The sequence below is a fragment of the Clostridium sp. genome, assembly GCF_050717545.1.
In the GTDB taxonomy this organism is placed as follows: Bacteria; Bacillota; Clostridia; order Clostridiales; family Clostridiaceae; genus Clostridium_AD.
Genome location: NZ_JBOITN010000030.1, coordinates 76,756 through 90,471, shown reverse-complemented (window position 1 = coordinate 90,471; position 13,716 = coordinate 76,756). Strand labels below are relative to the sequence as shown.

Below are 13,716 nucleotides of genomic sequence, written 5' to 3'. Positions count from 1 at the left end.
ATGTCTAATTCTTCATAAACTCTTAAATCTATAAGGGTATGGTAAAGCAGGAGGTAAAAATGAAAAATCAAATAGCTAAGATACTTCCAGGAAGTATTGCAGAAGAAATTGAGTTAGAAGTAGGAGATAGATTAATTAGTATAAATGGCAATGCCGTAATAGACATTATAGATTACAAATTTTTAATTACAGATGAACTTCTTACAATTGAAATTGAAAAAGTAGATGGAGAGATTTGCGAAATTGAATTTGAAAAGGATTATGATGAAGATTTGGGAATTCAATTTGTTGATGCCATTTTAGATAGGCCAAAGAGTTGTCATAATAAGTGTATATTTTGTTTTATTGACCAATTGCCTGGCGGAATGAGAGATACCTTATATTTTAAAGATGATGATTCAAGATTATCATTTTTTCAAGGTAATTTTGTAACATTAACTAATATGGAGGATGAAGACATCGACAGGATTATAAGATATAATATAAGTCCTATAAATGTTTCAGTTCACACTACTGATGTTGAACTTAGAAAGATAATGTTAAACAATAAATTCGCTGGAAACGTATATGACAGATTAAAGAAACTATCTAAAGCAGGAATTAAAACTAATTGTCAAGTGGTTTCTTGTCCTGGTATTAATAATGGACCAGAACTTATAAAAACTATTGAAGATTTGTATAAACTTTATCCAAGTATTGAAAATCTAGCGGTAGTACCAGTTGGTATAACAAAGTTTAGAAAAGGTTTGTTTAATTTGAAATTGTATGATAAGAATACTGCAGAAAAGGAAATACAAAGTGTTAAACTATTGCAGAAAAAATATATAAGTGAAATAGACTCACCTTTTGTTAGGTTATCTGATGAATTTTATGTTGTAGCGGGCATTGATGTTCCTGATGAGTCGTTTTATGATGGTTATTCTCAACTTGAAGATGGGATTGGTATGATTAGACTACTTAGAAGTGTTATTGATGAGGATATATCAAAACTAAATCTTAATAATAGTGGTAGCTTTACTTTTGTAACAGGCCACTCAGCTTATGCAGAAATATTGAAGGTAGCGCAAATAATTACAAAATGTAACAATAAGATTAAAATTGATGTTAGAGAAATAACAAACGATTTTTTTGGAGAGACTATTACAGTAGCAGGTCTTTTAACAGGAAATGATATAATTAAGCAAATGGAAGGTGAAAACCTAGGTGAATTTCTAATGATTTCTAGTAATATGCTAAAAAGCGGGTATGAACTTGGGAATAATGATAAGCAAGTTTTTTTAGACAATGTTACAATAAGTGATTTAGAAAAAAGCTTAAATACTAAAGTTTTAATATGTGATTATTCTGGAGAAGATTTAATCCATATAATAAACCAAAATAGTCAGGAGGAAAAATAATGGCAAAACCAATAGTTGCAATAGTAGGAAGACCTAATGTAGGTAAATCTACATTATTTAATAAGTTAGCAGGACACAGGATATCAATAGTTGAGGATACACCAGGTGTAACAAGAGATAGAGTGTATGCTGATGCAGATTGGCTTAGGCATAACTTTACTATAATTGATACAGGTGGTATCGAAGTCGAAAGTCAAGATATTATTTTAGCTCAAATGAGAAGACAGGCGCAAATTGCTATAGAAACAGCGGATGTTATAATATTTATTGTAGATGGGAAACAAGGACTTACAGGCTCAGATTATGAAGTTGCACAAATGCTAAGACAAAGTAAAAAATCGATAGTTCTCGTAGTAAATAAAATAGATCATCTAGAACTCGAAGCTAATGCGTTTGAATTTTATAATCTAGGTATAGGTACGCCTTTTGCTATTTCAGCAACTCAAGCTTTAGGACTTGGTGATATGTTAGATGAAGTAGTAGCACATTTTGAAAGTGTTTATTCAAACACAGAAGATGCGGAATATATTCAAGTTGCGGTGGTTGGTAAGCCAAATGTTGGTAAATCATCACTCATAAATAGATTGCTAGGAGAAGAGAGAAATATAGTAACTGATATTGCAGGTACTACAAGGGATGCAATAGATAGTAAACTAGAAACTAAGGAAGGTAAATTTATTCTTATAGATACTGCTGGAATAAGACGAAAAAGTAAAGTTGAGCAAGGAATTGAGAGGTATAGTGTTATTAGATCACTTGCTGCAGTTGAGCGTGCTGATGTTGTTATATTGATACTAACGGCTACAGAGGAACTAAGTGATCAAGATGAGAAGATTATTGGTTATGCTCACGAAATGAAGAAAGCTATTTTTGTTATAGTAAATAAATGGGATCTTATCGAAAAAGATACTAAAACTATGCTTGAGTATAAACAAAGAATACAAGGTGGATTAAACTTTATGGCATATGCACCATACTTATTCATATCTGCAAAAACAGGTCAAAGAGTACATAAGGTATTGTCAACAATAAAAGAATGTTTCGATAATTATTCGAAAAGAATTTCTACAGGTATACTTAATGAGGTTGTGAATAAGGCTGTACTTATGAATGAACCTCCAACAGTTGCAAACAAGAGACTTAAAATTTTCTATGTTACTCAAGTAGATTCAAAACCGCCAACATTCGTATTCTTTGTAAATAATCCAAATTTGCTACATTTCTCATACCAAAGATATTTAGAAAATCAATTGAGAAGTAGTTTTGAATTTATAGGAACTGGTATAAAACTTATATTCAGAGAAAGGAAGGCATAGAATGTCAAAAGTTGCTTTTTTAGGTGGTGGGAGTTTTGGTACTGCATTATCAATATTGCTTGCCAAAAAAGGAATAACAGTTAATTTATGGGACAGAAAACTTAGTGTTATTGATGATATCAACATTAAGAGAGAAAACATTAAATATTTACCCAGTATTATCGTACCAGCAGGAGTAACGGCATTTACGCAAATAGAGAAAGTTGTATTTAATGCTGATATAATTGTTTTAGCAGTACCTTCACATGCAATTAGGGATTTAAGTAAGAGGATAGCGCCGCATTTAAAAGACAATCAAATTGTAGTTAGCATAGCAAAAGGAATTGAAGAGGGTTCATCAAAAAGAATTTCAGAGGTCATAGAAGAGGAAATTAAAGGTAACCCTATAGTTATACTCTCAGGTCCTAGTCATGCAGAAGAAGTTGCCTTAGATATACCAACAACTGTAGTTGTTACATCAAAAAAAATTGAATATGCAAAAATAGTTCAAGATACTTTTATGACTAGTAAATTTAGAGTCTACACTAATGAAGACATTATTGGAGTAGAGATAGGTGGTGCAGTTAAAAATATTATTGCATTAGCTGCAGGAATTTCAGACGGTATAGGTTATGGTGATAATTCAAAGGCTGCTCTTATGACAAGAGGAATGAGTGAGATTATAAGAATAGGCACAAGACTTGGAGGCAAAGCTGAAACGTTCTATGGATTAACAGGTATGGGTGATCTTATAGTAACATGTACTAGTATGCATAGTAGAAATAGAAGGGCCGGCATTATGATTGGCAAGGGCATATCTATGGAAAAAGCTTGTCAGGATATAGGTATGGTAGTTGAGGGTATAAAAGCTACAAGGGCTTTTTATGAACTCAAAGAAAAACTAAAGATTTCTATGCCTATTACCGATGTGTTATATAAGGTGTTATTTGAAAATAAAGATCCAAAATATGGAGTTTACGAATTGATGTCAAGGAATAAAAAAGATGAGATTTAATGATATTCTAGGAAATTATTACAGCTCATAAACTTCTAATTACTAATATTAAACCGATTTTTGTTATTCATTAACAAAAAATCGGTTTTTTAAATATATTTTTAATCTGTAGTAATAATTTATGGGTTTCATAAGTATATTTATATTGATAATAATAAGTATTAGGAGGGTATATCTTGGACAATTTTGATATATATAAAGATATAGCAGAGAGAACACAAGGGGATATTTATGTAGGGGTTGTAGGGCCAGTTAGGACTGGAAAATCTACATTTATAAAAAGATTTATGGAGCTTATGGTAATTCCAAACATAGACAATCCTCATAAAAAAGAAAGAGCTAAAGATGAACTTCCCCAAAGTGGTTCAGGAAAATCAATTCATACGACTGAACCTAAATTCGTGCCAAATGAGGCAGTTGAAATTCAGTTTGAAGGTGCAACTAAATTTAAAGTTAGAATGGTTGATTGCGTTGGGTATATTGTTAAAGGCGCCATTGGATATGCAGATGGAGATGCTCCTAAAATGGTAAATACACCTTGGTATGACCATGAGATACCATTCGAGGAAGCAGCTGAGATAGGAACTAAAAAGGTAATAAATGAGCACTCAACAATTGGCCTTTTAATTACTACTGATGGTTCTATCACAGGAATAGAAAGAGCAGAGTATTTAGAAGCTGAAACAAGGGTGGTTGATGAACTTAAATCTATAAATAAGCCATTCATAATGGTGCTTAATTCTAGAAATGCAGCAGCTCCAGAGACGGCTGTTTTAGCAAAAGAGCTTGAAGAAAAATATGATGTTCCAGTTCAAGTTATGGATGTTGTAAATATGAACGAAGGAGATATTTCTAATATATTCCAAAGAATTCTTAAAGAATTTCCAGTTAAAGAAATTAACATAGATATGCCAGAATGGATTGAAAACTTAAATTCTAAACACTGGGTAAAAGTTGGTTTTATGAAGTTCTTAAAAGATATGAGCAAGGATATTTTTAAAGTAAGAGATATAAATAAATCTTTGTTAAGTTTTAAAGAAGTTGATTTCTTAGATTCAGCAAAACTGGATGAAATGAATATGGGAGAAGGAACTGCTAGAGTTAGTATAACTCCTAACCATGAATTATTTTATAAAATACTAGGTGAAACTTGTAATTGTGAGATAAAAGGTGAAAATGATTTATTGACTCTAATGGGTGAATTTTCTAGAGCCAAAGTGGAATATGATAAAATTGCTGAGGCATTAAAAGATGTTAAGGAGAAGGGATATGGACTAGTAGCACCACTCCTATCAGAAATGACATTAGAAGAGCCGGAAATTGTACAACATGGTGGTAGATATGGTGTTAAATTAAAGGCGTCAGCACCTTCTCTTCATTTTATTAAAGCAGATATACAAACAGAGATATCACCTATTATGGGCACAGAAAAGCAAAGCGAAGATTTCTACAAATCAATTTTAGAGCAGTTTGAGAATGATAAATCTCAAATATGGCAGAGTAATATGTTTGGTAAATCATTAGAGGTATTAGTTAAAGAAGGTCTTCAGAACAAGTTGTTTAAAATGCCTGATGATGTTCAAGTTAAAATACAGAAAACTTTGCAAAGAATTATAAATGAGGGTAATGGTAGTTTGATCTGCATTATATTATAAGAATATTTCTTACGGATCAAAGTTAAACTAAATATTAAAAGAATATTAAATTATACAAGCAAAAGAAAATAGGTCATTAAAAGCCTGTAACCTAACGGTTGCAGGCTTTTGGTCGTAGTGAGGTATTATAGTATATTTAAGTATTAATCAATTATTGTTAAATATAAACGCAAAGTGTATTATATTATATATAGAGTAAATAATAATTAAATAAATTACAAAATTCTAGTAGAGAGTTGGAGATGTAGAAATGTTAGATATAGAAATTAGAAAAAACTTATTAAGAGAAGGAATTCATCCAGATGCTGTAAAAGCATTAGATGAGAAGGGAATATGTCTATTTGATATTAATAGTACTAGAGATGTATGTTTTGAACTAATAGATGGAGGTACTAAGTTCAGTTGTGAACAAAGCACTTTAGATAATGGATTGTATTTTGTTAAAATTCTAAATTAAGTTAATCAACATTATTTGATGATTCAATTTGTAATAGTAGTTTTTGAGTAGGGATTCTATTTCCTGCATATCCTACTAAATTTCCACCTTTACCAATTACTCTGTGGCATGGGATAATTATAGGCAAAGGGTTGCATCTATTAGCTTGTCCAACAGCCCTAGCAGCGTTAGGGTTTCCAATGGATTTTGCAATTTCCAAATAACAACGTGTTTCCCCATAGGGAATATCTTTAAGGGCACTCCACACCTTTTGTCTAAAAATTGTACCTTCCATAGACAATTGTATATCAAATTTTTTTCTTTTACCTTTGAAATATTCATCTAGCTGAGTTATAACATTTGTACATAACTTCTTATCTCTAGGAATTGGATCATATTTCTTAGTATATTCAATCCAATCGTTCTCGAAAATTACTACCTTTTTCAATCCAATTTCATCTACAACTACATGTATAAGACCAATAGGCGAATTATAAGTATCGTAACCAATGTTCACAAAATGCCTCCTAAGCGAAAATGATTTCTTTAAATCAAAGGTATCATAAGATTTTCATTATGTCTAGGATTAAATGAATTCCAGTAAATAACTCTTTTTTTTTAGTGCAAACAATGGTAAAATAAGAACAAACGTTTGTCAGGAGATATAAATGGATGTAATGAGAAAACTTGAAATATTATCAAATTCAGCAAAGTATGATGCTTCTTGTTCTTCCAGTGGTTCGAATAGAAAGAACACAAAGGATGGTATAGGTAATGCAGCATCATCGGGAATTTGCCACTCATGGTCACAAGACGGAAGATGTATTTCACTACTTAAAATTTTGTATACGAATAAGTGCATATATGATTGTAAATATTGTATTAATAGATCTAGCAATGAATTGGAACGGACGAGTTTTACTCCTAAAGAAGTAGTAGATTTGACTATAAATTTTTATCGAAGAAATTATATAGAAGGACTCTTTCTAAGCTCAGCTGTGGAAGGAAATCCTGATTACACTATGGAGAATCTAGTTAAAATAATAAAAGAACTAAGGCTAGTTCATAAATTTAATGGCTATATTCATGTAAAAGCTATTCCAGGAGCTGACCCTAAATTCATATATGAGGCAGGTCTGTATGCAGATAGAATGAGCGTAAACATAGAATTACCATCTGAGAAAAGCTTAAAACTCTTAGCACCTCAAAAAAATAAGGCAGATATATTAAAACCTATGGGACTTATTAAACATAGTATAATAGAATCCAATGAATATAAGAAAAAAGGTTTTAGAGTTCCTAAATTTACACCTGGGGGGCAAAGTACACAGATAATGGTAGGAGCAACAAATGAAAGTGATTTAAGTGTAATTAGTCTTACTGAAGGTTTATATAATTCTTTTGGACTTAAGCGAGTGTACTACTCGGCTTATGTACCAGTTATGGAGCACGCAAATTTACCGGCTCTACAAACAACTCCACCACTTTTAAAAGAACATAGAATGTACCAAGCAGATTGGCTTCTGCGGTATTATGGTTTTAAGGCAAACGAATTGCTAGATAATCTGAATCCTAATTTTGATTTAGAACTAGACCCTAAAGCCTTTTGGGCATTAAATAATTTAGATAAATTCCCAGTAGAAGTAAATAATATCCCTTACGAGATATTGATTAGAGTGCCTGGTATAGGAGTAAAATCAGCTACAAGGATTATAAAATCGAGAAGACTCTGCAATCTTACTTATGACAACTTAAAAAAACTAGGGGTAGTGCTTAAGAGAGCTAGATTCTTTATAACCTGTAGTGGTAAATTTTATGGTGATAAGTCAATGGAAAGCTCGAGGCTTAAAAATCATTTATTGGATCATGAAAGTTTCGATAAACCTCAACAAATAAGTTTGTTTAATTTAAGGAGTGATTTATTTGTTTAGATATCTTTATGATGGGAGCTTCGATGGGTTTTTATCTGCTATATATGCTTGTTACTATAATAAAACTCCTGACAATATAGAAAGTGAAAATAATTATAGTATTGATATGTTATATGAGGATAAGTTTATAGAAACTGATACAGTAAAATCAAATAAAGTGTCTGAAGCTATAATTAATAAAATATCAAAGGAAACTTTGATTCATATATATCAGGCATTTTTATCGGAAACTGCTGGAATGGAATTTATATTATTCAAATATATACAGTTAGGTTTTAAGATAGGGAGCAAGGTTAATGATTTTCTTACGGATGAAATCGTAAATGAAGTCGAAAAATATTCTAGAAAGGTAGGCCTTGAAGCACATAGATTTTTGGGATTAGTTAGATTTCAGGAATTTAAAGGCGGCATATTGTATGCAGCCATTGAGCCTACACATAATATTATAGAACTTATAGGAAATCACTTTAAATCAAGATTGTCCAATGAGAAGTGGATTATTCATGATGTAACACGGAGAATCGGTATAGTTTATGATAATAATGAATGGACATTACGAGATATAAAATTTGAAAAACTTGAAAGTCATGAGAGGGAAGAGTTATTTTATCAAAATCTTTGGAAAATATTCCATAAAAGTGTTTCTATAAAAGAAAGAAGTAATGAAAAATTACAAATGCAACATATGCCTAAAAAATATTGGAATAATTTAATAGAGATGAAATAACATAATTAGTACACGAATTAACCCTATTAAGTGGATTACTTTTTTTATATTTGAGTTATCCATTTTAAAAATATCGATAATCGTGATATAATAGACGTGAAGATAATTAATAAGTTATTGTTAATTAAAGGAAGGAACGATTATATGAAAAAGTCATTAGAATATGTAGAAGTTGAAAGTCCTAGTATAAGTATTGAAAGAAAAAAAAATATGATGGAAAAAATCTACAAAACATTAGAAGAATTAGGAGCTAATAGTAAGGAAACAGCTAAAACTAGTAAAGAAATAAATAATGCTATTCCTAAACCGACTATAACTAAAGAAATGGATGATGCTAAAAAAATCAAGAAAGTACAATTGAATACACCTTCATTTGTAGGCTCGCTTTCAGGAGTTATGTCTAAGTCTAAAATACTTGGGAAAGTATATAACGTAGAAAAACAAGAAACTACTTGGTATGTAAACGGGAATATAAAAATGATTAATGATATTGATCCAAGGAATATGTAATATTTGTTAGTTGATTGCCATGTAGAAGTACATAGCTAGAGCAAAAAAACTAAGACTTAACAATTAAGGCTTAGTTTTTTTTGTAACTATATATTTATTTACAAAAAATATAATTTAAATAAGTAACATTTTGTTAAATATAAACTTCAACTTGATTTACGTAAAGCTAAATCTAATTTTTTCAGCATAAAATCCACATCATTTTCTGTAATAACGAGAGGTGGCTGAAAAGCTAGGACATTTCTGCCAAGTCCATTTTTACCTAAAAGAACTCCCTCACCCTTTAAAATTTCTAAAATAGAATCAGCTTCTTTAAAGGCAGGTTCACCATTTTCTTTTAATAGTTCGATGCCTTGCATAAGTCCCTTGCCGCGAACATCATAAATTATTGGATATCTTTAATATTAATACTAATTGTTAATACTAATGTGAGTGTTAACAATTTTTTTTCATATGTACCCCCTATAAATAATATAATTAAGAAGTTATAAAAGTTATAAAAATATAATACATGATAAAATCATATATTTAACTAAAATTATATAAAGGATTAAATGAAATGTAAATAACGCAAAAATTATAACACTTGCTTAACCTCATGTAAATGGTTGACAGTTATTTCGTCAATATATATATGAACTAAATTAACAAAATATATTTTAAATGACCAAATTATATCTTTGTTTGCACTGGTAAATTTGTTGTGATAAAATTTTAACTAAGAAGTGTATAAAAGATTAAAGGGTAAGATTTGATGTTAATAACATATTATTATAATTTTATAGTTGAGGTATTTATAAATAATAATTTTAAAACTAAGGGAGAATATACTATGAGTGAAAAGAAAAGAATAGCTATACTTGGTGGAGGGTATGGTGGTGTATTAACTGCAAAGAAACTGGCTAAAAAATTCAAAAAAAATGAAAATGTCGAAATTACACTTATAGACCAGAATCCATACCATACATTACTTACAGAGCTCCATGAAGTAGCCGCAGATAGGGTATCGGAAGATTCTATTAGAATTGATTTCAAAAAAATATTTGCGAAAAGAAAAGTAAATGTTGTAATGGATAAAATTACTGAGTTAGATTTTAAAAATAATAAATTAAAATCTGAAAACAATACATATGAATATGATTATTTAGTTGTTGGTGCCGGATCTAAACCAACTTACTTTGGAATAAAAGGTGCGCAGGAATATTGTCACAAATTATGGTCATTCGAAGATGCTGTATCATTAAAAGAACATATTCTTCATATGTTCAGAAAAGCTGTAAAACAAACCAATAAAGAAGAAAGAAAAAAATTATTAACTTTTATTGTTGTTGGTGGCGGATTTACCGGTGTTGAAATGATGGGTGAATTAGGTGAATGGAAAGAAAGATTATGTAAGGACTTTTATATAGGGGAAGAGGAAGTTACATTAATTTTGGCAGATGATTTGCCTAAGATATTGCCTAATTTTCCAGACAAGCTAATAGGCAAAACTAAAAAAAGACTTATGAAATTAGGGGTAAAAGTACTTACTAATGCCGGTATAACCGAGGTTACTAAAGATTGTGCTACAATAAGAAATAACGGTATAGTTGATACGTATACAGTTATATGGACAGCTGGGGTTGAAGGCTCAGATATTATAGGCAATATGGAAATTGAACAAAAAGGAAGAAAAAGGATAGTAACTGATGATAAACTTCAATCGTTAGATTATAAAAATGTTTCAGTTGTTGGTGATAATATTTTCTTTATACCAGAAGGTGAGGAAAGACCTCTACCTCAGATGGTAGAAAATGCAGAATCATCAGCTGAGTTAGTTGCACATAATGTTCATAGTGACATAACAGGCGGTGAAAAGAAAGCCTACAAACCAACATTTCATGGTGCTATGGTATGTATAGGTGGTAAATATGGTGTAGCAAACATTGGAACAGGAAAAAAATTCTTTGCTTTATCTGGATTCTTTGCATTATTTGTTAAGCATTTTATAAATGTTGTTTACTTCATTCAAGTTGCTGGATTTAACAAATGTTGGTCATATATATCTCATGAATTTTTTCATGTTAAAGATAATAGAAGTTTCTTAGGTGGATATTTTTCTAAATCATCTCCAAATTTCTGGTTAGTACCATTAAGAATGTTTTTAGGGTATAAGTGGCTATCAGAAGGACTTGCAAAATTACCTAGTATAATAGCAGATCCCTCAAAAATATTCTTAATACCTGCCCCAGTGGTTGATGGAGCAACAGCTGCGACAGCAGCGGCTGACACTGCAGTAGAAGGAGCCACAGCTGCGGTAGTTGCCTTGCCAGTGCCAGATTTTATAGCAAAAATAGTTAAATGGTCTATGGATACATTCTTTTATACAAGTGATGGTGGATACACAACTTTAGCCGCAGTTTTCCAAACATGTATGGTAATCGCAGAAATATGTGTAGGATTATTACTTATAGTTGGATTATTTTCAGCTTTAGCATCCCTTATGTCTATTGCAATGGGTGCAATGATTTGGACTTCTGGAATGGCGCCAACTGAGATGTTATGGTACTTAATAGCAGGAGTTGCACTTATAGGTGGTTCCGGAAGTACATTTGGTATGGATTACTATGTATTACCAATCTTGAAAAAGTATTGGAAGAAACTAAGATTTGTTAAAAAATCTTATTTGTATATAGATTAATAATCATATTTTTAAATAATAATTAAAGAAAATATTTTATAAATCGAATGTCCTTTTAATTATTTTTAAAGGGACATTCGATTTTGTAGTGGAATACTTATAATAGGTAATTAGCAATTTATTAATTTAAAATAAAACCTATAAAAATAATTGGACAAAGGTGATAAAATGAGTATATTTTGGGAAAAATACCCTGATATTGCAAAAGAACTAGATAATGTAAAAGAATTAATTAAAGATAATGTGAAATCTAGTGAAAAAGAGTTTGATGAAGCTATATCTCCTTTAGTTAATGCAGGTGGGAAGATGTTAAGACCTGCATTTTTACTATTAGCAGCAAAATTTGGAAAGTATGACGCCAAGAAAATGCAAAATTTAGCAGCAGTTATTGAGATGATGCATATGGCAACACTAGTTCATGATGACATTATTGACGAGTCTAAACTTAGACGTGGAGTAGAAACGGTGCAGCATAAGTATAGCAAGGAATATGCAGTTTATATAGGTGATTTCTTATTTTGCCAATGTTTTATTATGGTATCTGAATTTGGATATTCTACAGAAATATTAAGAGATATTTCAAAAGCAATATCAAAAATATGCATGGGAGAGATACGCCAATATAATATTAGATACATAAGAAATACAAGTCTTAAAAAATATATAAAGATTATATCAGGCAAAACAGCTGCATTATTTGCTATGAGTTTTTACGCTGGAGCAAAAGAATCTAATTGTAATGAGAAAACCTCGAAACTACTTGGACGAGTTGGTTATTATATAGGTATGGCTTTTCAAATAATAGATGATTTACTTGATTACAGTGGTGATACTAATAAACTTGGGAAAAGTGCTCAAAGTGATTTAATAAAAGGATATTATACGTTACCATTAATATATGCATTATCTGAAGATACAGATAATAAAATTTCTGCTATTTTAGATAATACATCATTAAATGAAAAAGATGTATCAAATATAATTATACTGGTTAATAAATATAAAGGAATAGATAAAGCTAGAACCTTAGCTGATAAATATACGAAAAAAGCTTTTGATTATATAGAAAAGCTACCTAACTGTAAAACTAAAGAAATAATAAAAGATATTGCACAAAAATTATTAAATCGTAATTTCTAGTTAATCATAGAAATGTCAAATGAATTTAATGAAATGATAGATAAGAGGTGGAAGGAATATGGTATTAAAGAAACTTAAAAGTTATGGGGAATTAGTTATGTTTTCACATACATTATTTTCTCTTCCATTCGCTTTAATATCAATGATTTGGGCAGCACAAGGGTTACCTTCTGCTGTCACAATATTTTGGATATTAATTGCACTAATTGGAGTTTAGTTATCACGGAAAATGGTAGAAAAGTTTTCGATTATGAGGTTGAAATTAATTTTGAAGAATGGGTTGAAAATATTAATAAAAACGATTATAGTAGGGTTATTATTGACTTTGGTTATTGGAATACCAGTAGGTATTTTAATGGGATACTTTAAAAAGATTGATGTAATCCTTTCTCCAATTGTATATTTCAATTATCCAATACCTAAAATTGCTTTACTGCCTATAATAATGCTTATTTTTGGATTAGGTGATTTGTGACATATCATTTTAAAAATGATATAATAATAACAAGCTATTTAAAAGTGGACGCTAAGTTACAGGGGAGGAAACTCATTTGAAAAAATTACTAGGACTAACTTTAATTATAGTTTTAGCAATGGTTTTAGCAACCGGACTAGGTGCCTGTGGTACTAAGACTATCATCTATGAAAAAGGGACATATGAAGGAAATGCTAAGGGACATGTAGGCCCTATAAAAGTACAAATAAAAACGGATCAATATGAAATAAAAGAAATTAAGATAATAGATCAACAAGAAATACCAATTATAGCTGATGCAGTTTATAATAAGATTCCAGCTAGGGTTATTAAAACAAATAGCACTGAGGTTGAAGTTGTAGCTGGAGCTACATATACAAGTAATGGACTAATTAGTGCTATAAAAAATGGGTTAGATAAAGCAAAAATAAATTAAACATAAATTAAACATAATA

At 30.4% G+C, this 13,716-nt stretch carries 15 protein-coding genes; 13 read left to right on the top strand and 2 right to left on the bottom strand.

The genetic code is table 11. From position 1 onward, the window contains the following. The first annotated feature begins 59 nt into the window (after positions 1-59). From ACREVX_RS08275 to ACREVX_RS08255, 5 genes are all read left to right on the top strand, one after another. On the top strand, positions 60-1,397 hold the full coding sequence (locus tag ACREVX_RS08275; protein WP_431543702.1) for a DUF512 domain-containing protein: 1,338 nt from the start codon (positions 60-62) through the stop codon (positions 1,395-1,397). Continuing rightward, positions 1,397-2,713 (top strand): ribosome biogenesis GTPase Der, encoded by a 1,317-nt coding sequence (gene der, locus ACREVX_RS08270; RefSeq protein ID WP_431543701.1) that lies wholly within the window; start codon positions 1,397-1,399, stop codon positions 2,711-2,713. Before ACREVX_RS08275 ends, der begins: the two co-directional genes overlap by 1 nt. Before the next feature lies 1 nt (position 2,714). Continuing rightward, positions 2,715-3,707: an NAD(P)H-dependent glycerol-3-phosphate dehydrogenase gene (locus tag ACREVX_RS08265; protein ID WP_431543700.1), complete on the top strand. Its 993-nt coding sequence runs from the start codon at positions 2,715-2,717 to the stop codon at positions 3,705-3,707. Between the two features lie 176 nt (positions 3,708-3,883). Further along, positions 3,884-5,362, top strand: coding sequence for a stage IV sporulation protein A (gene spoIVA, locus ACREVX_RS08260; protein WP_431543699.1), 1,479 nt, complete (start codon positions 3,884-3,886; stop codon positions 5,360-5,362). 250 nt (positions 5,363-5,612) lie between these two features. Next, on the top strand, positions 5,613-5,819 hold the full coding sequence (locus ACREVX_RS08255; protein WP_431543698.1) for a hypothetical protein: 207 nt from the start codon (positions 5,613-5,615) through the stop codon (positions 5,817-5,819). A gap of 1 nt (position 5,820) precedes the next feature. Here ACREVX_RS08255 and ACREVX_RS08250 read toward each other — a convergent pair whose 3' ends face one another. Then, a complete protein-coding gene (locus ACREVX_RS08250; protein ID WP_431543697.1) occupies positions 5,821-6,315 on the bottom strand; it encodes a methylated-DNA--[protein]-cysteine S-methyltransferase in 495 nt (164 codons plus the stop codon). Between the two features lie 151 nt (positions 6,316-6,466). Between ACREVX_RS08250 and ACREVX_RS08245 the strand changes: the two genes are divergently transcribed. From ACREVX_RS08245 to ACREVX_RS08235, 3 genes are all read left to right on the top strand, one after another. Next, complete coding sequence (locus tag ACREVX_RS08245) at positions 6,467-7,729, top strand: putative DNA modification/repair radical SAM protein (RefSeq protein WP_431543696.1); 1,263 nt, start codon at positions 6,467-6,469, stop codon at positions 7,727-7,729. Beyond that, positions 7,722-8,456, top strand: a complete 735-nt coding sequence (locus ACREVX_RS08240; RefSeq protein ID WP_431543695.1) for a TIGR03915 family putative DNA repair protein — start codon at positions 7,722-7,724, stop codon at positions 8,454-8,456. Before ACREVX_RS08245 ends, ACREVX_RS08240 begins: the two co-directional genes overlap by 8 nt. A gap of 144 nt (positions 8,457-8,600) precedes the next feature. Then, on the top strand, positions 8,601-8,966 hold the full coding sequence (locus tag ACREVX_RS08235) for a hypothetical protein (RefSeq protein ID WP_431543694.1): 366 nt from the start codon (positions 8,601-8,603) through the stop codon (positions 8,964-8,966). A 146-nt stretch (positions 8,967-9,112) separates the two neighbouring features. Here ACREVX_RS08235 and ACREVX_RS08230 read toward each other — a convergent pair whose 3' ends face one another. Beyond that, a complete protein-coding gene (locus ACREVX_RS08230; RefSeq protein ID WP_431543773.1) occupies positions 9,113-9,352 on the bottom strand; it encodes an aminotransferase class III-fold pyridoxal phosphate-dependent enzyme in 240 nt (79 codons plus the stop codon). Between the two features lie 446 nt (positions 9,353-9,798). On the opposite strand from ACREVX_RS08230, the gene ACREVX_RS08225 reads away from it, so the two are divergent. From ACREVX_RS08225 to ACREVX_RS08205, 5 genes are all read left to right on the top strand, one after another. After that, a complete protein-coding gene (locus ACREVX_RS08225; protein ID WP_431543693.1) occupies positions 9,799-11,646 on the top strand; it encodes an FAD-dependent oxidoreductase in 1,848 nt (615 codons plus the stop codon). 168 nt (positions 11,647-11,814) lie between these two features. Then, positions 11,815-12,786: a polyprenyl synthetase family protein gene (locus ACREVX_RS08220; protein WP_431543692.1), complete on the top strand. Its 972-nt coding sequence runs from the start codon at positions 11,815-11,817 to the stop codon at positions 12,784-12,786. A 58-nt stretch (positions 12,787-12,844) separates the two neighbouring features. Beyond that, positions 12,845-13,003 (top strand): hypothetical protein, encoded by a 159-nt coding sequence (locus ACREVX_RS08215; protein WP_431543691.1) that lies wholly within the window; start codon positions 12,845-12,847, stop codon positions 13,001-13,003. A 63-nt stretch (positions 13,004-13,066) separates the two neighbouring features. Then, positions 13,067-13,261: an ABC transporter permease family protein gene (locus tag ACREVX_RS08210; protein WP_431543690.1), complete on the top strand. Its 195-nt coding sequence runs from the start codon at positions 13,067-13,069 to the stop codon at positions 13,259-13,261. 76 nt (positions 13,262-13,337) lie between these two features. After that, positions 13,338-13,697, top strand: a complete 360-nt coding sequence (locus tag ACREVX_RS08205; RefSeq protein WP_431543689.1) for an FMN-binding protein — start codon at positions 13,338-13,340, stop codon at positions 13,695-13,697. Positions 13,698-13,716 lie beyond the last annotated feature (19 nt).